We start from the raw sequence: 22,954 nt of genomic DNA on the forward strand, positions 1-22,954 counted from the left end.
AGTCAATAATGTACTGCTAACTTTTGTTAACAGCACATTATATTTTTAAAATGTCAGAACTTTATCTGCTTCTAATGTCCAAGCTGCAAGTTCAACTAAAGTGCCAATTTCCACGCCATCGGCTAAGGGAAGTTCACTCACACCACGTGCATCTGTGCAGGTTTTGCATAATTTCACCGCCACTTGCTGTGCCGTTAGAATTTCCAACATCTGTTGAATATTATAACCTTCTTTCGGCTTTTGCCCCTTAAGACCCGCTGTAACCGCATCTGACATTAAAAACACTTTCAGTTCTGTTTGTGGGTGCTGCTCTTTGAGTGTAATCGCCAAACGTAATGAGTTAAATAAAGTTTCATTACCATAAGGGGCGCCATTAGCAATAATCAAAATTGATGACATGGTATTTTCTCCGGTTATTCAGTCTGATCCGTTTTTACGCGTAATGATGGACTGTATTTCAATGTTTCTAGCATCGTTTCCACCAATATTTCCGTACGTTTATGTATCTTAAAACTATCAGGCTGCAATAACCAGTTTTCAAGTAACCCAGCCATCATGGCGCGGATCATAATTGCCCCACACTCTAAATCGAGATTAGCTGGGAGTTGCCCTGCTTCAACACAATGGCGTAGGAGTTCAATGATACGATGATGGCTAGCAACGTAATTCTCTTTTTTTAAATCAACAATGGCCGCCATTTCCCCTACCAATTCACACTTGTGGAACAGAATATCCATCAAAGCGCGGTTTTTAGGGCTTTCAATAAAATCTGTCAAAATATAAACTAAAATTTCTTTTAGAATTGCCAGTGGATCATTACTATACTTCAAACGATAATAATTTTCGGCCTGTTGTATTTGACTGTCACTAAACTCACAAGCTTGGTGGAATAGGTCGACTTTATTTTTGAAATGCCAGTATATCGCTCCGCGGGTCACACCAGCGGATTTGGCAATATCGGCTAAAGATGTCGCCGATACACCTCGTTCAGAAAAGGTTTTGATGGCAGCATCTAAAATTTCCTGACGGGTTTCTTCGGCCTGTTGTTTAGTTTTTCGTGCCATTGTAACTCGTTTATCGACAAAGCTGATTTACATACATTCGTGTATGTTTGTACTATAGCATAGTGATAAATCTTATTGTTTACCATTTTTCTTATATTGTTTTTTACTCATGTTGATTAATTGAGGTTAACTTATGCGAAAAAACAGAGGGGTGTTACCTCTGGCTCTGTTGGTTCTTTCAGGTGGCTTAGCTTTATCAGGTTGTAACGATGAACAGAAAGGTGGCGGTGAACGCCCGGCGCCTGAAGTAGGAATTGTTACGCTAAAAGCCGAACCTCTGACTATCAAGACCGAATTACCTGGACGTACATCCGCATATCGTGTCGCAGAGGTCCGTCCACAGGTAAGTGGCATTATACTCAAACGTAACTACAAAGAAGGTAGCGATGTTGAGGCCGGAACGTCTTTATATCAGATAGATCCAGCGCCTTTCCAAGCCACTTATGATAGTGCGAAAGCTGAACTTGCTAAAGCGCAAGCTAATGCAAATTTGGCCGGTTTGACGGTAAAACGCTACAAGCCACTTTTAGGTACTAATTACATTAGTCAGCAAGAATACGATCAGGCAACATCAACTTATGCACAAGCTTTAGCGGCTGTGAAAGCAGCAGAAGCTGCCGTTGAAACTGCGCGTATTAATCTGAACTATACCAAAGTTACTGCGCCAATCAGTGGTCGCACGGGGAAATCAAATGTCACCGAAGGTGCTTTAGTTTCTTCTGGTCAAGCCACTGAGTTGATGCGAGTTCAACAGCTTGACCCTATCTATGTTGATGTGACGCAATCCAGTGAAGATTTCTTGCGTCTACGTAACGAGATAGAAAAAGGCGCTCTACAAAAAGAGCCGGGCAAAGCCCCTGTGAGCTTAGTCATTAATAATGGCCAAGAGTATGCCCAAAAAGGTGCTCTGGAATTCTCTGATGTCACTGTGGATGAAACAACAGGTTCAATCACAATGAGAGCAGTCTTCCCGAACCCAAATAAAGAGCTTATGCCAGGAATGTTTGTGCGCGCTATCTTAGAAGATGGTGTCATGGAAAAAGCGATTTTGGTTCCTCAACAAGGTTTGGCTCGTACTCCACAAGGTGACGCTCAAGTCATGGTGGTAGGTAAAGACGATAAAGTTGAAGTCCGAAAAGTAAAAACAGCACAAGCTGTAGGCAACAAATGGCTAGTCACTGATGGTTTGCAAGATGGCGATCGCGTTATTGTGATTGGCCTCCAAAAAATCAAACCAGGTCTTGTTGTCGTTCCTAAGGAAGCTAATTTAGAAGCGCAATCTATAGACAATCAGGCACAACCTGAACAAAAGTCTAAGTAAGGGAGCGGTTGATTAATGCCTAAGTTTTTTATAGAAAGACCAATTTTTGCATGGGTAATTGCTATTATTACTATGCTTGCTGGTCTGTTGGCAATTATCAAGTTACCTGTGGCACAGTATCCGACCATTGCACCGCCGTCTGTTTCTATCTCGGCAAACTATCCGGGCGCCGATGCATCGACGGTACAGAACACAGTGACTCAGGTTATCGAACAGAATATGAATGGTATCGATAACTTGGTGTATATGTCATCAACCAGTGATTCATCAGGTTCTGCTAATATCATGCTGACGTTTGAAGCCGGTACGGATGGCGACATTGCACAGGTTCAAGTGCAAAACAAACTTCAGCTCGCGATGCCATTACTTCCCCAAGAAGTACAGCAACAAGGTATTAGCGTTGATAAATCTACCAGCTCATTCTTAATGGTAGCCGGCTTCGTTTCTGCCGATGGCTCAATGGGACAATATGATATTGCCGACTACGTTGGCTCTAATATTAAAGACCCACTTAGCCGTGTTAATGGTGTTGGTGAAACACAGTTGTTTGGTACGCCATATGCGATGCGTATCTGGTTAAAACCAGAAATGCTCGTTAAGTACAACATGACAACAACCGATGTTATCAATGCAATTAAAGTACAAAACAACCAAGTGGCGGCAGGTCAATTAGGGGGAACACCTCCAGTTGCAGGCCAACGCTTGAACGTTTCTATCATTGCACAAACCCGTTTAAACAACCCTGAAGAATTCGCCAATATCCTCTTACGAGTCAATAAAGACGGTTCTCAAGTACGTTTAAAAGATGTAGCAACGGTTGAACTTGGCGCTGAAAACTACAGCACCATTGCGCGATTTAATGGTAAAGCCGCAGCAGGTATCGGTATTAAGCTAGCGACGGGCGCTAACGCGCTGGATACGGCGAACAATGTCCGTGCAGCACTAGCGAATATGGAACCATTCTTCCCTGAAGGGTTAGAAATTGTTTATCCATATGATACAACGCCATTCGTTAAGATTTCGATTAACGAAGTTGTTAAAACGCTCGTTGAAGCAATCATGCTGGTTGTTGTAGTAATGTATCTGTTCTTACAGAACATTCGTGCCACATTGATACCAACAATTGCGGTTCCTGTCGTCTTGTTGGGAACATTTGCCGTCTTGGCCGCATTTGGATACTCGATCAACACCTTAACCATGTTTGCGATGGTACTCGCTATCGGTCTTCTCGTGGATGACGCCATCGTTGTGGTTGAAAACGTTGAACGTGTTATGCAAGAAGAAGGTTTATCACCAAAAGAAGCAACCAAGAAGTCCATGGGGCAAATTCAAGGTGCGTTGGTGGGTATCGCCATGGTACTGTCCGCGGTATTTGTTCCAATGGCCTTCTTCGGTGGCTCAACAGGTGCAATTTACCGTCAGTTCTCCATTACCATCGTTTCAGCCATGATCTTATCGGTACTGGTTGCAATGATCTTAACCCCTGCACTTTGTGCCACTATATTAAAGCCAATTAAAAAAGGCAGTCATGGTAGCCAAAAAGGGTTCTTCGGCTGGTTTAACCGTACATTCGAAAAGCAAGCACACCACTATACTGATAGTGTTAGCCGCATGTTGAATGGTACAGGCCGTTACTTGCTCATTTATCTCGTATTAGTGGCAGGTATGGCGTTAATGTTTATCCGCCTTCCTTCTTCATTCTTACCAGAAGAAGACCAAGGGGTATTCTTAGCGATGGTTCAATTACCACCAGGATCAACGCAAGAGCAAACACAAGCTGTACTGGATGAAGTTAACACTTACTTCCATACCAAAGAAGAACGTAACGTTGAGTCTGTCTTTACCGTGGGTGGATTCAGTTTCGCGGGTCAAGGCCAAAACATGGGTCTCGCATTCGTGGTTCTGAAGAATTGGAGTGAACGTAAAGGCGATGAAAACCACGTTGAAGCGATTGTGGGTCGTGCAAACGCTGCACTATCACAAAAGCAAGAAGCATTGATTTACGCCTTTAACCTACCTGCTATTGTTGAGTTAGGTACGGCCAACGGCTTTGACTTTGAATTGGTTGACCAAGGTAACTTAGGACATGATGCCTTAATGGCGGCACGTAACCAGTTACTTGGTTTAGCGGCTCAACACCCTGAAATTTTGCAAGGTGTTCGTCCTAACGGGCAAGATGATACATCACAATACCGTATCTATATTGATCAACAAAAAGCGCAAGCACAAGGTGTCGCTATTGCAGATATCAATGCAACGCTTAGTTCAATTTTCGGTGGTACTTATGTAAACGACTTTATCGACCGTGGTCGTGTTAAGAAAGTTTACGTACAAGGTGATGCAGAAAGCCGTATGCTACCTTCGGATATTAGTTCATTGTATGTTCGAAATGCCGAAGGGAACATGGTGCCATTCTCTGCCTTCTTGGATGAATCTCAAGATCCTTGGAAATATGGTTCACCGCGTTTAGAGCGTTATAACGGTGTTCCTTCAATGAACATTCAAGGGCAAGCAGCATTTGGTCAAAGTACGGGTGATGCTATGCTGATGATGGAAAAACTGACAACTGAAAACCTACCGAAAGGGATTGGTTATGAGTGGACAGGTATGTCATATCAGGAACGTTTGTCTGGTAACCAGGCACCTGCCCTGTATGCTATCTCACTGATTGTTGTCTTCCTATGTCTGGCAGCCCTATATGAGAGCTGGTCTGTACCATTCTCTGTTATGTTGGTTGTTCCATTGGGTATTATCGGTGCATTACTGTTTACCTCCGTTCGTGGACTGTCGAACGACGTTTACTTCAAGGTGGGCCTCTTAACAACCATTGGTCTGTCGGCGAAGAACGCAATATTGATTGTTGAATTCGCCAAAGACTTGATGGAAAAAGAAGGCAAAGGATTAGTTGAAGCGACATTAGAAGCTGTGAAAATGCGTTTACGACCCATTCTGATGACATCACTGGCCTTTATGTTAGGTGTTATCCCACTGGTATTCAGTAATGGTGCAGGTTCAGCAGCACAGAACTCCGTTGGTACAGGCGTTCTGGGTGGTATGTTCGCTGCAACCTCACTGGCTATCTTCTTCGTTCCTGTATTCTACGTGGTGATCCGTCGCCGCTTTGCAGGAAAAACAGAAGAGCTTGAGCATGCTCATCCAGTCAAAAAAGCCGAATAATTATATTCAGCTAAAATAATCGCTAAGGGCCACAACAGTGGCCCTTTTTAATGCATTACTTGTCAGCTTAAGCGTGACATTATTCTTCCCTTCCCTATAACGCCTGACGCAGTCAATGCCATTCGATACCACAAGAGATACTAAACACCAAATAATCATTATTATTCATTTAAATTAACGCTTAATTGAAATAGGTATCTTTGCGGCTCTACTGATAGTCATTGTTTACAATCTCACCTCACATACCCTTAAGTTAAATATCTCTTATTAAATCAAAGCAATAATTTATTTATTATATGTTCACTCTTTTTGTTTTTGATTATCTCCCCATATTTTTTGATATGGTTAACTGCTTTCCCTTACCGATATACTTTAATTAAATTTATAGGATCTTTCATTGCAAGGAGCATCACCATGCAACTACGTTACCGTTGTATTACCTCGTTATTTTTATTTACCTTTTACCACTACGCAATCGCATCCACCAACACAACTCAAGCCAAAGTCATCAATATTACCGCTCCATTAGAGAACCATATTTCATTTAACCGCTTTGAAACACTCTCTTCTAATGAACATGGTTTAGTATTTAATAATGATATCAGCGACAATAGCGCTCTCGGTGGGAAAGCCGCTAAAATGATCCTTGCCGAAGTGACCGGGAGCGAAGCTACAAATATTCAAGGGGTCATTGGTATAAAAGGCCAAACAGCCAACTTGGTCATTGCTAATCCTAATGGCATTACATGGAACAACGGCTCTGCAAGCAATATTGCTAGCCTATCATTGGTCGCAGGGAATTTTGAAAGACAGTTTATTAAAGACAAAACAGATCCCAAAAAACTGCTACCGAAACCATTAAAAGACTATAGCCAATTAAAATTTACCGTCTCTCCCGGTAGTCAAGTCACCATTAATCAACAACAAGCTAACCCTATACAGTTATCTAAAATCAATGTATTCGCTGACCGTATAAAACTACAAAATGCTGTCAACATCACCTCTGCCGTCCAAAACTATCTAAGTAGCTCAGGTAATGCTTCTCTCTCTATTCGTGAAGGTCTACTGGTTTCAGGAGCAAAATACAAAGCAACAACACTGCATAGTGAAGGGAGCCAATTCGAACTAAGTGAAAATGGTAAACTGACGGGGCGTTCTATTTTACTCGAAAGCCATCGATATCAATGTAAGGACAGCTTTATGTGTCCACAAAATAAGATTGATATAAAAGGTCTCATTGAAGCGATGAACTTTTCTTTACAGGGGGATAGCCAGTTTGCCCTTACAGGACGATTACGCCTTGGCAGCAACCAGCAAGAGTTGGTGAGACAAACTGTCGAATAATCATTGAGTATAAAATGCCATTTTATTCCTTTACTCTTTGACTATTACCTTAAGCCGAGCGGGGCTAAATAGCTGGAGGCCTCATCAATATGAGGCCTCCAATCACTTTGCGGTTATGACTGACTCGAATTACAGCCAGAAGAACCAAGCAAATAGTGATATCACAATAATACAAGCAACGTTTAACACTGCACCAACACGCACCATCTCGATCTGCTTGATATAACCAGAACCAAAGACAATAGCATTTGGCGGTGTTGCCACTGGTAGCATAAAGGCACAAGATGCACCAATACCAATAATCATCGTCAATGCCATAACAGGCATGCCCAATGCTTCAGCTACGGTAGCAAAAATAGGTACTAACAACGCCGCACTCGCTGTATTACTTGTAAATTCCGTTAAGATAATGATAAACGTAGTGACCGCTAAGATAATGACGAACCAATGGCTTTGACCAAAAGTCATTTGCATCCAGTCAGCCATAATCTTACTTGCACCTGACGAACTTAGAATAGCGCTCAGTGTTAAACCACCACCGAACAGCATCAATACGCCCCATTCCGTGTTTTTCTGGATTTGCGCCCAGCTCGCAACACCAGTTACCCCGATAAGGATTGCTGCACTTACGGCAATAATCGTATCCAGATCTTTAACGCCACCTAATGCTTTACTGATAAATGTACTAGTGATCCAGCACAGCACCGCGATAAGAAAGATGCACATCGCTGTGATACGTTTACCATTCCATTCCACATGCTCTAGCTCTAATTCAAAGCGATGCTTCAAATTTGGACGTAGCATCATAAACATCAGCACAAACATCATTGGTAACAGCACAACCATAATTGGAATGCCATATTTCATCCATGACAAGAAATCCAAGCCAAGTGCAGAAGCTGCGATTGCGTTTGGTGGACTACCAACAATGGTACCTAAACCACCAATACTCGCACTATAAGCAACACCTAATAGAACAAACACGAAGGTGTTACGTTCATGACGCGCATCCAAATTAGAAAGGATACCTAACACAAGGGGTAGCATCATCGCGGCTGTTGCCGTGTTACTAATCCACATTGATAGCAGTGCCGTTACACCAAATAGCAACACCACGGCTACGGATAAACGCCCACGTGCTACCATTAATAAACGGTTAGCGATCAGCCGGTCTAGGCCTTGAATATGCAACGCTGTCGCCAAAGCAAAACCACCAAAAAATAGGAAAATAATTGGGTTTGCAAATGACTTCAAGGCATCGCCTGTATTCATCAAACCAAGACCAACCGCTAAGATTGGGATACATAATGCAGTGATAGTAACGTGTATCGCTTCAGTCAACCAAAGCACACCAATAAATACCATCATTGCAAGCCCAGCATTCGCTTTATCATCAAATGGTAAATATTTTAAAAGTAAAATTAGCAATACGATATCAACCGCTAAAATCACCCAACCTTTTACATTTGATGGCGTTGGCCCAACAGAAGGTTTCAGAGATTCAGAAGCATCCATATTCACTCCATTGGCTTATCAGCATCCTAGTGCCCAAGCTCTTGTTAATATTTATTTACAGTATGGGGAATATAGAGTTAATCGAATGAAATTCAAATGTAGATGATGCAAAATTGAGAGCTGTACCGCGCAATTAAACACTTTTTTCATTTGATACATAAAAAACTATCGATTTTGTGAACATCTAAAAAATGATGAGTCCGTGTAATTCCTTAGCAAAAGATAAAGAAATTTAAACAAAAAAATGGGGGGATGGGGGCTAATAAAAAACGGGAAGACAATGCTCCCCGTTTTGAGAAATAACTCAACCTAGCTTAAATTATGCTTGGCCTTTAACTTCTTTCAGACCATTGAATGGAGCACGGTCACCCAATGCTTCTTCAATGCGGATCAATTGGTTGTATTTAGCAACACGGTCAGAACGGCTCATAGAACCTGTTTTGATTTGGCCTGCCGCAGTACCAACCGCTAAGTCTGCAATGGTTGCATCTTCAGTTTCACCTGAACGGTGAGAGATAACCGCAGTGTAACCCGCATCTTTCGCCATTTTGATAGCAGCCAATGTTTCAGTCAGAGAACCGATTTGGTTGAATTTAATCAGGATAGAGTTAGCAATGCCTTTCTCAATACCTTCTTTGAGGATCTTAGTGTTTGTAACAAACAGATCGTCACCAACCAATTGGATTTTGTCACCAAGCACTTTAGTTTGGTATGCAAAACCATCCCAATCAGATTCGTTCAAGCCATCTTCGATAGAAACGATTGGATACTCTTTAGTCAGACCTTCTAAATAATGAGTGAACTCTTCAGAAGTAAAGGTTTTACCTTCACCTTTTAGCTCATAGTTGCCAGTTTCTTTGTTATAGAACTCAGAAGCCGCACAGTCCATCGCCAGAGTGACATCTTTACCTAATACATAACCAGCTTGCTCAACAGCTTCTTTAATAGCACCTAGTGCAGCAGCGTTAGATTCTAGGTTTGGCGCATAACCACCTTCATCACCAACAGCGGTGTTCATGCCTTTAGCTTTCAGTACTTTCGCTAGGTGATGGAAAATTTCAGAACCCATGCGAACAGCGTCTTTCAGTGTTGAAGCACCAACTGGCTGGATCATGAACTCTTGAATGTCGACGTTATTGTCAGCGTGCTCACCACCATTGATGATGTTCATCATTGGCAGAGGCATTGAATATTGACCGTGAGTACCGTTTAGGTCAGAAATATGCTCATAAAGAGGCATACCTTTTGCCGCTGCTGCCGCTTTCGCGTTAGCTAATGACACAGCCAAAATCGCGTTCGCACCAAATTTAGATTTGTTATCAGTACCATCTAGATCAATCATGATCTTATCGATAGTCGCTTGGTCTTTTGCATTTTGGCCAATCAGCGCTTCTGCAATTGGGCCATTAACAGCGGCAACCGCTTTCAGAACGCCTTTGCCCAGAAAACGTGATTTATCACCATCACGCAGTTCCAGTGCTTCACGAGAACCTGTAGATGCACCTGATGGCGCGGCTGCTAAACCAACAAAGCCACCTTCTAGATGAACTTCAGCTTCTACAGTTGGGTTACCACGAGAATCAATGATTTCACGACCGATCACTTTAACGATTTTGGACATTAGGTTTTCCTCAGTACAAGTTAAATTGTGGGGAGCAGGCACATCTGCCTACCCCGCCATATCTTATTTCAACTCACCTTTCTGGTAGCTACCAGCGGCTTTAACAAAACCTTCAAACAATGGGTGACCATCTCTTGGCGTTGAAGTGAATTCAGGGTGGAACTGGCATGCCACAAACCATGGGTGATTTGGATTTTCAATAATTTCAACCAGTTTGTTATCCACTGAACGACCTGCAACTTTTAGCCCCGCATCTTCAATGCGTTTTAGCAACAGGTTATTCACTTCATAGCGGTGACGGTGACGTTCAACAATCGTATCTGCACCATACATATCACGAACCAAGCTGTCTTTAACTAAGTGGCATGGTTGACCACCAACACGCATGGTTCCACCAAGATCGCTCTCTTCAGAACGCACTTCTAGGTTACCATTTTCATCACGCCATTCAGTAATTAGCGCAACGACTGGGTATTTACAGTTTGCATCAAACTCAGTTGAGTTTGCACCTTCCATATTGGCAACGTTACGTGCAAATTCAATCAAGGCAACCTGCATACCTAAACAAATGCCTAAATAAGGCACTTTATTTTCGCGTGCATATTTCGCTGTCATGATCTTACCTTCGATACCACGCTCACCGAATCCACCCGGAACAAGGATAGCATCTAAGCCTTTTAATAGATCAACACCACGAGTTTCAATATCTTGTGAATCAATCAGTTTGATATTCACAGTTAGGCGATTTTTCAATCCACCGTGTTTTAAAGCTTCAATAACTGATTTATAAGCATCGGGTAATTCAACATACTTACCAACCATACCAATGGTCACTTCACCAGTAGGGTTTGCTTCTTGATAAATCACTTGTTCCCATTCAGCAAGGTTTGCTTCGCGGCAGTCAAGATTGAAACGCTTACAGATATACTCATCTAAGCCCTGTGATTTCAACATACCAGGGATTTTGTAGATGGAATCAACGTCTTTGAGTGAAATAACCGCTTTTTCAGGAACATTACAGAACAGTGCAATTTTTGCACGCTCATTCGCAGGAATAACGCGGTCTGAACGACAGATCAGCACATCTGGCTGAATACCAATGGATAGCAGCTCTTTAACAGAATGCTGAGTTGGTTTAGTTTTCACTTCACCCGCTGCCGCCAAATAAGGAACTAAAGTCAGATGCAGATAGAGTGTGCGTTCACGCCCTACTTCTGCCGCCATTTGACGAATAGCTTCCAAGAATGGCAATGATTCGATATCACCAACTGTTCCGCCAACTTCGACTAAAACAACATCATGACCTTCACCACCACGGATGATGCGGTCTTTAATTTCATTGGTAATATGAGGGATAACTTGGATAGTCGCGCCAAGATAGTCTCCGCGACGTTCTTTGCGCAATACTTCTGAATAAACGCGCCCCGTTGTAAAGTTGTTGCGACGCGTCATTTTGGTACGGATGAAACGCTCATAATGACCTAAATCCAAGTCAGTTTCAGCGCCGTCTTCTGTAACGAAAACTTCCCCGTGTTGGGTTGGGCTCATTGTCCCTGGATCAACGTTGATGTACGGATCCAGTTTCATAATGGTGACATTGAGTCCACGGGCTTCGAGTATAGCCGCCAAAGAGGCTGCGGCAATGCCTTTACCCAGAGAGGATACGACCCCGCCGGTCACAAAAATATAATTAGTTTTCATGCTGAACCTGAAAGTTTAGGTTTAAAAGATGATGGATATAACAGGACGGGAAAACAGTATACCCGAACCTTAATTTCGCTACAAATGTTCTAAGCATAATAAGGTTAATTTTCCTCTATATTCCATTAATATCAGCTAGTTAAAATAAAAAATATTTTCTAGCCCCAAACAAGGTTGATTAACATGCAAACAGCAACAGTGCTATCACTCAAGCCATTTAACCCATTAAGTGACTTTGCTTACCATAGCTTTTGAGACACAACAGCGTAGAAACTGTTTTCCCTAAAGTAAAATAGCAATGTGAGTTTACTCATCATATACCTATTTTAGGTTAGCAAATTTGCGTTATGATGCCACTCATAACACTTCACCTCTCTTTAATTAGTGTCTCTATACAGAAACACCTCCTAAGGCTAGCATATTTTTCGCAAAAGCTAAATCCTTTCAGCAAAACTAGAGTGAACTAAGATGGTTTTATTAAATTAGGTGAAATTTTTCGTATAACTCGTAGAAAAGATCAGCAATCTAGCGTGTATTAATTGCATGTTAATGAGGTTAACTTAAGCTTGCTTTGCAGTTATGATGACTTTTTCAGCAACAATAATAGTCAATCATATTGTGACACCCAGCGATTTAATTGCAGATTAAAAATTTTATCTGCCGACTTTATCATTTCAGGGCGATGGGCAACAAAAATACGGGTAATTTGTAGTGAGGCAATCGCCTCCGTTATTTTACGCTCATTTTCTACATCCAAATCACTTGTCGCTTCATCCATTAACAAAATTTTAGGTTCTCGATAAAGTGCTCTTGCAATCGATATTCGTTGCCTTTGTCCTCCAGAAAGGGGACTTCCTATATCACCAATCATCGTTTCATATCCTCTAGGAAATGAAGATATTTCCTCGTGTATTGATGCTAACTATTTTAAAAAATAAGGTAACACATTAAAAACAAATATTATTCCGCGAGCTTAATTTGCTGCCAATGCTGTTCCATCTCCTCAAGCGTTGCGGTTTCTGTGGTTTTACCTTCTAGTGCAAGACGTGACTCTATTTGGCGAAAACGCTTTTCAAACTTCTGGCAGGCCTTGTTAAGTGCCATTTCGGGTTTATGGCCTAGATGACGTGATAAATTCACGGTCGCAAACAGTAGATCGCCAATTTCTTCTTCTAAGCGCTGCTCATCAACAACCACTTGAGTGGCCTCTTCCATTACTTCATCCAGCTCTTCGCGAACCTTGTCGACTACAGGCCCTAATGTGTCCCAATCAAAACCCACTGATGCACAACGTTTTTGGATCTTATAGGCTTTCATTAAGGCAGGTAGCGCGCTTGGAATATCATCAAGGATGGAAAATTGCGCCTTTTGTGCACGTTCAGCAGACTTACGCTTTTCCCACCCTGCCAGTGCAACACTGCTATCAGGGTGATTTTTCGCGTCAAAAATATGCGGGTGGCGTCGTTCTAGTTTATCGCTAACCGCTTGGCAAATATCATTAAAATCAAAACGTGACTGCTCTTTCGCCATTTGCGCATAAAACACGACTTGGAATAACAAATCGCCTAATTCACCTTTTAGGTCATCAAAATCTTCACGCTCAATGGCATCAATGACTTCATAAGTTTCTTCAAGCGTATAAGGAGCAATCGTTTTAAACGTTTGTTGAGTATCCCACGGGCAACCTGTTTGTGGATCACGCAATTTCGCCATAATGTCTAGTAATCGTTCAAGCTGTGATGCTGTCGTACTCATTTTTTGACCTTTTTAAACCATAAAAATCCCATGTTTCGCAAGGATAACATGGGATCGTTTATTACTGCATAACGATGTTACGATTATTTAGAATGGCGTTTCGCTTCGATCACATCTGGCAATTGATTCAGTTTGGCTAATACTCGAGCCAATACCTGTAGGTTATAAATTTCAATCGTCATATCGATGGTCGCTAACTGCTGTTTAACATCACTACGACTGCTAACGCCAAGTACGTTAACTTTTTCGTTAGCTAAGATGGTTGTGATATCACGTAACAGCCCACTTCTATCGTTAGCAACAACACGCACCACTAGCGAATAACCACTGGAGTAGTTTTCTCCCCAGACCGCGTCAACTAAACGTTCTGGTGCATGACTCTGTAACTCAGCAAGCTGTTCACAATCAACACTATGGATAGAAATACCTCTCCCTTTCGTGATAAATCCAACAATGTCATCACCAGGAATGGGCTGGCAGCAGCGTGCGATATGGTGCATTAGGTTACCCACACCTTCGACAACTACGCGACCACTGCTATTCGTTTGGGAAGCTGGTCGTGGCGCCGCAGTTTTACTTTCCAGCGTCTTCATCGCTTCGCGATCGGCTTCTTCCGCTGACGTTTTCTTGAATTTACTTTGTAAGAAGTTGACTAATTGATTGATACGAATATCACCACCGCCAATTCCGGCCAAGACCTCATCAAGAGAATGGACGTTATAGCGTGATATCAATAATTTTTCCGCCTCTTTGATACCTATATCAAGGTGCGCTAATTCGTTATCAAGAATTTGACGCCCCGCCAGCACGTTTTTATCCCTATCCTGCTTACGGAACCAGTTATGGATCTTAGCGCGCCCCCGGCTGGTTGTCACATAGCCTAAATTAGGGTTGAGCCAGTCACGGCTTGGATTTGGGTGTTTTTGGGTAATAATTTCAATTTGGTCACCCATCTGTAACTGATAGCTAAACGGTACAATACGACCACCAATTTTAGCGCCAATACAGCGGTGCCCAACATCACTGTGGATATGATAAGCAAAGTCGAGTGGCGTTGACCCCGCAGGTAAATCAACAACATCCCCTTTAGGTGTAAATACATATACGCGGTCATCAAAAACTTGGCTACGCACTTCATCAAGCATTTCACCTGAATCAGCCATCTCTTCTTGCCATGCTATCAATTTACGCAACCATGCAATACGGTTTTCGTAGCTGCTTCCTTTACCAACCCCTGTTGCTCCCTCTTTATATTTCCAGTGTGCAGCAACCCCCAACTCTGCATCTTCATGCATTTGGCGGGTGCGGATCTGTATTTCGAGGGTTTTACCATTTGGCCCAAGTACTACGGTATGGATAGATTGGTAGCCATTGGGTTTAGGGTTGGCGACATAATCATCAAATTCATCCGGCAAATGACGGAAATGGGTATGTACTATCCCCAGCGCTGCATAGCAGTCTTGTAGACGTTCAACGACAATACGTACCGCTCTAACATCGAATAACTCATCGAATGCTAGCGATTTTTTCTTCATTTTGCGCCAAATGCTGTAAATATGCTTGGGACGCCCATAAATTTCAGCTTGAATATTCTCTTTCAGCATTTTTTTGCGCAATGTGGTCACAAAGTTATCGATATACTCTTCGCGATCAATACGGCGCTCATGCAATAAACTCGCAATTTTCTTGTATTCTTCTGGGTGCAAATAACGGAAACAAAAATCTTCCAATTCCCATTTGAGTTGACCGATACCCAAGCGGTTGGCCAATGGCGCATAGATATTGGAACACTCTTTAGCGGCTAATACGCGCTCATCTTCTGTCGCATCTTTCACTTCGCGTAGATGCGCAATGCGTTCGGCTAGCTTGATAACAACACAGCGGAAATCTTCAACCATCGACAGTAACATGCGACGAATATTATCCACTTGAACGGAGCTAGTTTCCCCCGACTGTGTCGCCTTTAATTGGCGGATGGCATCCATTTCAAGGACACCTTTTACCAGCTCATAAATTGATTGACCGAAATCATCAATTACCGCTTGTTCATCGAGCTGTTTCTCTTCAACTAACGGAAATAGCAGTGCGGCTTGTAAGCTACCGATATCCATGCTCAGCGTCGAGAGTATTTCGGTCATCTCGATCCCACGCCATAGCAGTAGGGGTGCCGTTTCTTGCCCTGCTAATTTTTCATGACAATACTGCCAGGTATGGATAAGTTTTTGTTCTGATTGTGGATTATTTAGGCCCAGCCCGCTTACCCATTTTTCTGGGGCAAACTCACCTGCTGGGGTAAGATGTGCACTTCTTACAGCAACCATATATTCTCCCTACCTGTTAACCCTCTGGGCTATTGATAAATAGCGCCATTGATTCCAGATGACTGGTATGCGGAAACATATCCAACATCCGCAGTTGTACTAACTGATATCCCGCTTGAAGCAAAATTTTGCTATCCCGTGCCAAAGTGGTCGGGTTACAAGAAACATAGACAATTTTTTCGGGCATCAGTTTAACTAAATGTTCCATTACGCCAGCGGCGCCCGCTCGAGCAGGATCTAACAATACCTTATTAAACCCTTCAGCTGCCCATGGCTGAGTATGGATTTGCGCCTCTAAGTTTTCATTATAGAAGGTCGCGTTACCAATTGAATTGCGCTGCGCGTTATTTCTCGCTTGTTTGACTAAATTTTCGACACCTTCAACACCAACCACGGCTTTGACTCGCCTCGCGATAGGCAATGTAAAATTCCCCATGCCACAAAACAAATCTAAAACTCGATCATGTGGATGCAGATCCAACCATTCAAGTGCTTGAGCAACCATTTTCTGATTGATGTCACTATTGACTTGAATAAAGTTTAATGGGCTGAACTGTAACATTTCCCCAGCAACCTGATATTCGGGTATCACGGTAGAAGCGCTTAACGGATGTAAGCTATGTTCATCCCCTGCTAACCAAACACAGACCTCATGTTGCTGTTCAAAGCTTTTAAGCAGCTGCTGATCGGAGGGAGCCAATGGTACAAGGTGGCGCAGTAAGACAATGAGGCTATTATCTGCTCGGATCAACTCCACATGGCCGAGTTTTGGTGCAGCTTTTAGCTGATTTAAGCAGTCAGATAGTGGTTGGATCAATCGTTCAAGATCGTGATGCAGTACAGGGCACTGCTTGATATCGACCAAGGTATTCGATTGAGTTTGGCGAAACCCCATTAACAGGTGTTTGCTTTTATTTTGATACTGTAATCCAAGACGCGCTCTACGGCGGTAACCATAAGGTTCACCAAAAATAATGGGCTTGGCTTCTTTTTGAACCCCAGTTTCTCGGGCGATTAGATGCTGTAATGCATTGGCTTTACTTTCTCTTTGTAGAGAAATATCAATGTGCTGCTGCTGGCAGCCACCACATTGATTAAAATAACGGCACTGTGGCTTAACCCGTTGTGGGCTGGTACTTAAACGTTTAACCACTTTTGCTTTCGCAAAGCGGCTTTTCTCTTCAACCAATTCAATTAGCGCTTGTTCACCGGGTAGAAGCCCTTCTACGAAAATCGCTTTACCATTAGAGCGTGCAACTCCTTGACCTGCTGCATCTAGACTATCGATTGTCACCGTTATTTGACGGCGTTGGGTGGTACGGCGGTTTGGCGAGTAAAATTGGGCCATAATTTGTCACTACGAGGTGTTAAGTTTCAGAAAATAATTTTATATTCTCTTTGGTTAAAGAGATGCTCTCTCACTGGCATAAGATACGCGACAACACACTGACTTTAAGCTCTACCTACGCGTAACTATAGCGTCTACTAGTGCATATCACCTAGTCAGCAGAATATATGCTCAGTAAAAAGCGCGCCTATAATAGCAGTTTTTTTGCCAAGATGAGTTATCACTTTTTCACTTAACGTATATTTTTTTATTATTTTTGTTTGTTTGAACGGCTCTTATTCAAAATAATTGACGCCTTCATCACCTTACTGCCGAATAAACAATCAGTTTGACACCATACATTTACGATATTCTTCATAGGCATAATGATCCGTCATGCCGCTGATATAATCCTGAATTAATCGTGCCCGATAATAAAACTCAAGAATAGATTTCTCTATTTCATTTGTTGCACATATGCCTTCAATTGCTTCACTGTATGACAAACGGTGCTTATTAGAGAGTTTATGGAATAACCGTGTTTCGATAAAAAATTGTTTGTGATAGTTATTTTCAACTAGCGAAATAAAGTCTTCCCTTTCTAACATCAATAATGGGCGATAAAAATCTAACAGCCCCCCAATGATGCGATAACCTTGCAACTCCAGCTCTTCTACTTCGTGATGGCTAAAGACATGCTTAAATGCAACCGTTTTCAAAACTTTAAGTAAGCGATGCTCAGGGCTTTTATCTTCCAACAATGCGCTATTGAAGCGCCCTGCATAGATTTCGGGGAGATTCTGAATAAAACGCTGAGCACTGTAACGAGCCAATTTACTGGTAATATTCACTCGTAAATACATAAAAAATTGGTCTTGTTGAATTCGTCTTGTATGGTTATCACTGATATTATTAAAAGCGCTCATAATGGTTTCATCAAATAAGTCGCCTTTTTCGACGACCCCCCATTCGTTCCGCAAATAGTTGATCAATTGTTCAACGGTAAAAATTCCTTTCTCAGCGGCATCATCTAAATCAGCAATACAATAAGAGATATCATCAGCCGCCTCCATAATATAAGAAAGTGGGAAGCGACAATGTTCACCCATCTCTAATTTTTTACATAGTTCATTCACGAAACCGAGTTCAGACCAATAGTAGCCCGGCTTTTTCATCAAATAATCAAATTCTTCAGGAATAGGCTCAAGATCATATGCTCCGCGCGTATATTTCAAGATAGAGCCGACTTGTGCATAAGTGAGGTTTAGCTTCAATAGGCGATGTACCATGCGTATCCCTTGCGCATTACCTTCAAAAGAGCATAAATCCTGTTTAAGTTGACGACGGAAGAGATCAAGACGTTCATCCCCAGTTAAACGCATGGCGGCGATTTTACAAGGATCCGGATAATCGGGTGTGTATTGGTATTGAGGGGCTAGCAGTTGGCGAAACCAACTCTGAATTGCGGCTTCACCAAAATGCCCAAAAGGAGGGTTACCGATGTCGTGCATCAAACAAGACATTTCGACTAGGCTTTCAAACGCATCACAACGCTCATGTAGCCCATATTTTTCCAGTAACTTTTTCTTTTTTAATTCGTGAAGAACCGTTTTGCTAATGTAACGCCCGACTTGTTGTACTTCTAAGGAATGGGTCAATCGGCTGCGCACTGCGGCATTTTGTTCTAATGGAAATACTTGTGTTTTTTGCTGCAACCGACGGATTGCCGCTGAATTGATAATTCGGCCTCTATCACTTTCAAATTGGCGATTAACAGCATCTTCATTGTGAGCAGAGACTCGAGGACTTTTCGCGCTATTATAGTTTCGTTGATAATTTAATTTTGTTAGAAAATTAATTTCGCTCACACCAACTCCTCATCCTTTATACACGAGACAAAAATAAAAGGCAGAGAAATAATACCTTTCAATGTTACACTTTAGTCATCTCTACCTTAAGTGTCTAATTAATCAACAGTGAGTATGACATAATGAAAGTCGGTATCATAGGTGCAATGGAGCAGGAAGTTGCCATCCTGCGTGAACAAATTGAAGGCTGCCAAACTCTCAGCCGTGCTGGCTGTGAAATTTACACAGGGAAAATTAATGGCGTCGACGTTGCGCTGCTAAAATCAGGTATTGGTAAAGTGGCGGCGGCAATCGGCACCACGTTGCTACTTGAACATTGCCAACCCGATATAGTAATTAATACTGGCTCAGCGGGTGGTTTAGATCCTAACTTAAATGTTGGCGATATCGTTGTTTCAACTGAGGTACGTTATCACGATGCAGACGTAACTGCCTTTGGTTATGAACCAGGCCAAATGGCGCAATGCCCTCCCGCATTTATGGCTGACCCTAAATTGATCGCGCTCGCCGAAAAATGTATTCAACAGTTGGATATGAATGCGGTTCGTGGTCTTGTGTGCAGTGGTGATGCTTTCATCAATGGCGCAGAGCCTTTGGCTCGAATTAAAAAAACCTTCCCTCAAGTCGCTGCTGTTGAGATGGAAGCTACCGCCATCGGCCAAGTTTGCCATCAATTCGCTGTACCTTTTGTTGTCGTACGCGCTATTTCCGATGTAGCAGATAAAGAATCACACACCAGTTTTGATGAGTTTTTACCTGTTGCAGCGCGCCAATCATCACTGATGATAGCGGCAATTTTAGCTGAACTCGCATAACTTTCGTTTAAAATAAAAAGCATAGTCAATAAAACGCTATGCTTTTTATTTATTCTTTTAGTTAGAGGCAATGACTGCATGAAATGGCACCCAAGCACACTTCAAACCACACTCGCCTTACTACTATTGCTATTTTTTAATACATCGGTTGTTGCAGACACGAAACACCGCGTGATCAGCCTTTCTCCAGCGAATACTGAGTTGGCTTATGCGGCTGGATTAGGCGAAAGCCTGATTGCTGTCAGTGCATACTCCGATTATCCTGCCGAAGCGAAACAATTAGAGCAGGTTTCCGATTGGCAAGGCCTTAATGTCGAACGGATTGTGGCACTAAAACCCGATCTTATTTTAGCTTGGCGAGGTGGTAACCCTCAGCGCCCACTCGACCAACTTGCTGCTTTGGGGATCCCTATTATCTATTTCGATCCACAAAGCGTTGAAGGGGTTATTTCTGCTATCGAACAACTGGCTAAATACAGCCCGCAGCCCCAAATTGCCCAGCAGTCCGTTTTATCGATGCGTGAGCAACTTAACCAGCTAAAACAACGTTACGCTCAGCAAGAGCGCCCCAAAAAACGGGTTTTTATTCAACTAGGCACTCAACCCCTATTTAGTACAGGCAGTAACACTATTCAAAATGACATTGTTTCAATGTGTGGTGGGGAAAATATTTTCGCAAACAGTGCTGTGCCTTGGCCTCAAGTCAGCCGTGAACAGGTTATTGCTAGGCAGCCCGAGATGATTGTAATGACAGGAACCGAGACTCAAGAAACTGCCGTTCGCCAATTTTGGCAAACGCAACTTTCTATCCCGATTATTCGTTTAAATGAAGATTGGTTTCATCGTGCTGGCCCTCGCGTAGTGCTGGCGGCCCAGTCATTGTGTGAACAATTACACTCAGAATAGCGATGAATGAGAGGGGGAACGCCCCTCTCAACGATAAGACTTAAATGCTAAATGAAGAACCACAACCACAGGTGGATTTCGCATTTGGATTGGTCACAATAAAACGTGAACCTTCTAACCCTTCAGTATAATCAACACTTCCGCCAACCAAATATTGTAGGCTCATTGGGTCAACCACCAAGGCAACGCCTTGTTTTTCAATGGTCATGTCGCCATCATTAATTTGGTCATCAAAGGTAAAGCCATACTGAAAGCCGCTACAACCACCACCGGTAATGTAAACACGTAGACGCAGGTTTGGGTTGTCTTCTTCAGAAACTAAGTCTTTTACTTTAATTGCTGCCGCATCAGTAAACTGCAATGGCAGAGCTGCATCATCACTCATTTTTTACTCCAAGCCGGTCAACCGGTAATTCAGCGTAAGCAGATAGCTTACTCAGATCAATTTACTAATTATCCGCCAGCTTAGTCATTGATTCAAGTCCTGTGTCGTAATTCAACACATTGTGCATACCAATCAATGAATTTGGTTTAATTGGTTCCGTGCTTTAGAATAGGCCTATTAAATAATTCAAGTTGCATGTAGATGACCAACCAAAAGTGGTCTCACTCAGCGCTACCTTATGGCTTGAGCCACCCTATCTAAGTAACTTGAAGTATGATAAGTCTCGTTTCAACGGTATTTAGTCGATTTATTTGTCCCTATTCAGGAGCCTTGCATGAGCCAATCTTTAAACTTATATAATGAAGCGCAACAGCTAATCCCCGGAGGCGTCAACTCACCAGTACGAGCATTTAATGGTGTTGGTGGTACGCCTTTATTTATTGAACGTGCTGATGGCGCTTATATTTTTGATGTTGATGGTAAAGCTTATGTTGACTATGTAGGCTCTTGGGGGCCAATGGTGCTTGGTCATAACCACCCCGCCGTCCGTGATGCCGTAATCAAAGCTGTCAATAAAGGCTTAAGTTTCGGTGCGCCAACTGCCGCAGAAGTGGAAATGGCAAAACTGGTTTGTGAATTAGTGCCTTCTATCGATATGATCCGTATGGTGAACTCAGGTACTGAGGCAACCATGAGTGCGATCCGCTTAGCACGTGGTTACACAGGTCGCGACAAAATTATTAAATTTGAAGGTTGCTACCACGGCCATGCTGACTGTTTATTAGTCAAAGCAGGCTCAGGGGCATTGACAATGGGAGAGCCTAACTCTCCGGGTGTACCTGAAGATTTCGTTAAACATACACTCACCTGCACTTATAACGATCTAGCATCGGTTCGTCAGGCTTTTGAAAATTATCCACAAGATATTGCGTGCGTCATTGTTGAGCCTGTTGCGGGTAACATGAACTGTGTTCCACCAACCGATGAGTTTTTACCCGGCCTACGTGCACTGTGTGATGAATTTAATGCCCTATTGATCATTGATGAAGTCATGACGGGTTTCCGTGTGGCACTCGGCGGCGCGCAAGATTACTATGGTGTACAACCTGATTTAACCTGCCTAGGTAAAATCATTGGTGGTGGTATGCCGGTTGGCGCATTTGGCGGTCGTTTCGAAGTCATGGAGAAACTTGCGCCGATTGGGCCTGTATACCAAGCAGGAACGCTATCCGGTAACCCAGTTGCAATGGCAGCAGGCCTTGCTTGTCTTAATGAGGTTGCACAGCCAGGTGTTCACGCGAGACTGACCGAGCTAACTGAAAAATTAGCCCGCGGTTTAAAACGCGTATCACAAGAGCAAGGCATTCCAATGGTGATCAACCATGTCGGCGGCATGTTTGGTATTTTCTTCACTGACGCAAAAAGTGTGACTTGCTACCAAGACGTCATGAAGTGTGATGTTGAGCGTTTTAAAACCTTCTTTCACCTTATGTTAGAGCAAGGTATTTATTTAGCGCCTTCCGCATTCGAAGCGGGTTTTATGTCTATTGCTCACAGCGATGAAGATATTGAGAAAACCATCGAAGCAGCAGAAGTTGCATTTGCAAAAATGAAAACTGCTTAACCTTTCTTTCACTCGGAGGCGATATCTTCGCCTCCTTATTTACGCCTTTACTCCCTCATTTTGTCGCGACTAGCGTTTCCTCATTAATGTTAAAGCGATTAGAGCACAACTTACAATTTCACAAGTTGAACCCGTCAAAGCATTGGGAACAAGTGCTGAAACAATAAAAAGTGGGGAATTAAAACGGCATATCCCACTTGGATAAGTGGT

The 22,954-nt window shown here is 42.7% G+C and carries 16 protein-coding genes and 2 pseudogenes; 7 read left to right on the forward strand and 11 right to left on the reverse strand.

The genetic code is table 11. From position 1 onward, the window contains the following. Positions 1–45: 45 nt before the first annotated feature. Entirely contained in the window at positions 46–399 is a 354-nt protein-coding gene (locus PR699_RS06160; RefSeq protein ID WP_004922455.1) for a DsrE/DsrF/TusD sulfur relay family protein, read from the reverse strand. 14 nt (positions 400–413) lie between these two features. After that, complete coding sequence (gene acrR / locus PR699_RS06165) at positions 414–1,064, reverse strand: multidrug efflux transporter transcriptional repressor AcrR (protein ID WP_004922458.1); 651 nt, start codon at positions 1,062–1,064, stop codon at positions 414–416. A 133-nt stretch (positions 1,065–1,197) separates the two neighbouring features. On the opposite strand from acrR, the gene PR699_RS06170 reads away from it, so the two are divergent. The 3 genes from PR699_RS06170 to PR699_RS06180 all read left to right on the forward strand — a co-directional run bounded on the left by PR699_RS06170 (position 1,198) and on the right by PR699_RS06180 (position 6,906). After that, complete coding sequence (locus PR699_RS06170; protein ID WP_004922461.1) at positions 1,198–2,385, forward strand: efflux RND transporter periplasmic adaptor subunit; 1,188 nt, start codon at positions 1,198–1,200, stop codon at positions 2,383–2,385. Positions 2,386–2,400: 15 nt separating this feature from the next. After that, entirely contained in the window at positions 2,401–5,562 is a 3,162-nt protein-coding gene (locus PR699_RS06175) for an efflux RND transporter permease subunit (RefSeq protein ID WP_004922465.1), read from the forward strand. 414 nt (positions 5,563–5,976) lie between these two features. After that, positions 5,977–6,906, forward strand: coding sequence for a filamentous hemagglutinin N-terminal domain-containing protein (locus PR699_RS06180; RefSeq protein WP_014656561.1), 930 nt, complete (start codon positions 5,977–5,979; stop codon positions 6,904–6,906). Between the two features lie 129 nt (positions 6,907–7,035). Here the strand turns inward: PR699_RS06180 and PR699_RS06185 are convergent, their stop codons facing one another. From PR699_RS06185 to dgt, 8 genes and pseudogenes are all read right to left on the reverse strand, one after another. After that, complete coding sequence (locus PR699_RS06185; protein ID WP_004922475.1) at positions 7,036–8,421, reverse strand: DASS family sodium-coupled anion symporter; 1,386 nt, start codon at positions 8,419–8,421, stop codon at positions 7,036–7,038. A 319-nt stretch (positions 8,422–8,740) separates the two neighbouring features. After that, positions 8,741–10,042, reverse strand: coding sequence for a phosphopyruvate hydratase (eno, locus tag PR699_RS06190; protein ID WP_004922479.1), 1,302 nt, complete (start codon positions 10,040–10,042; stop codon positions 8,741–8,743). A 63-nt stretch (positions 10,043–10,105) separates the two neighbouring features. Then, positions 10,106–11,743 (reverse strand): glutamine hydrolyzing CTP synthase, encoded by a 1,638-nt coding sequence (gene pyrG, locus PR699_RS06195; protein ID WP_004922482.1) that lies wholly within the window; start codon positions 11,741–11,743, stop codon positions 10,106–10,108. Between the two features lie 607 nt (positions 11,744–12,350). Continuing rightward, positions 12,351–12,665 (reverse strand): annotated as a pseudogene (locus tag PR699_RS06200) (ATP-binding cassette domain-containing protein); the annotation flags it as partial. Positions 12,666–12,703: 38 nt separating this feature from the next. After that, on the reverse strand, positions 12,704–13,498 hold the full coding sequence (gene mazG, locus PR699_RS06205; RefSeq protein ID WP_014656563.1) for a nucleoside triphosphate pyrophosphohydrolase: 795 nt from the start codon (positions 13,496–13,498) through the stop codon (positions 12,704–12,706). 83 nt (positions 13,499–13,581) lie between these two features. Then, positions 13,582–15,819: a GTP diphosphokinase gene (gene relA, locus PR699_RS06210; protein WP_014656564.1), complete on the reverse strand. Its 2,238-nt coding sequence runs from the start codon at positions 15,817–15,819 to the stop codon at positions 13,582–13,584. A 16-nt stretch (positions 15,820–15,835) separates the two neighbouring features. Then, positions 15,836–17,167, reverse strand: a complete 1,332-nt coding sequence (rlmD, locus tag PR699_RS06215; protein ID WP_014656565.1) for a 23S rRNA (uracil(1939)-C(5))-methyltransferase RlmD — start codon at positions 17,165–17,167, stop codon at positions 15,836–15,838. A gap of 323 nt (positions 17,168–17,490) precedes the next feature. Continuing rightward, complete coding sequence (gene dgt / locus PR699_RS06220; protein ID WP_040132328.1) at positions 17,491–19,014, reverse strand: dGTPase; 1,524 nt, start codon at positions 19,012–19,014, stop codon at positions 17,491–17,493. Positions 19,015–19,136: 122 nt separating this feature from the next. Here dgt and mtnN point away from each other — a divergent pair, with 122 nt between their 5' ends. Further along, a complete protein-coding gene (gene mtnN / locus PR699_RS06225; RefSeq protein ID WP_004922501.1) occupies positions 19,137–19,829 on the forward strand; it encodes a 5'-methylthioadenosine/S-adenosylhomocysteine nucleosidase in 693 nt (230 codons plus the stop codon). A gap of 78 nt (positions 19,830–19,907) precedes the next feature. Continuing rightward, positions 19,908–20,735, forward strand: a complete 828-nt coding sequence (btuF, locus tag PR699_RS06230; RefSeq protein WP_004922504.1) for a vitamin B12 ABC transporter substrate-binding protein BtuF — start codon at positions 19,908–19,910, stop codon at positions 20,733–20,735. A gap of 40 nt (positions 20,736–20,775) precedes the next feature. Here the strand turns inward: btuF and erpA are convergent, their stop codons facing one another. Beyond that, on the reverse strand, positions 20,776–21,120 hold the full coding sequence (gene erpA / locus PR699_RS06235; protein WP_004922507.1) for an iron-sulfur cluster insertion protein ErpA: 345 nt from the start codon (positions 21,118–21,120) through the stop codon (positions 20,776–20,778). Between the two features lie 334 nt (positions 21,121–21,454). Between erpA and hemL the strand changes: the two genes are divergently transcribed. Beyond that, on the forward strand, positions 21,455–22,744 hold the full coding sequence (gene hemL / locus PR699_RS06240; RefSeq protein WP_004922511.1) for a glutamate-1-semialdehyde 2,1-aminomutase: 1,290 nt from the start codon (positions 21,455–21,457) through the stop codon (positions 22,742–22,744). 73 nt (positions 22,745–22,817) lie between these two features. After that, a pseudogene (locus tag PR699_RS06245) lies at positions 22,818–22,931 on the forward strand (transcriptional regulator); the annotation flags it as partial. Positions 22,932–22,954 lie beyond the last annotated feature (23 nt).

This window comes from Providencia sp. PROV268 (assembly GCF_028477805.1).
Taxonomy (GTDB): Bacteria; Pseudomonadota; Gammaproteobacteria; order Enterobacterales; family Enterobacteriaceae; genus Providencia; species Providencia stuartii.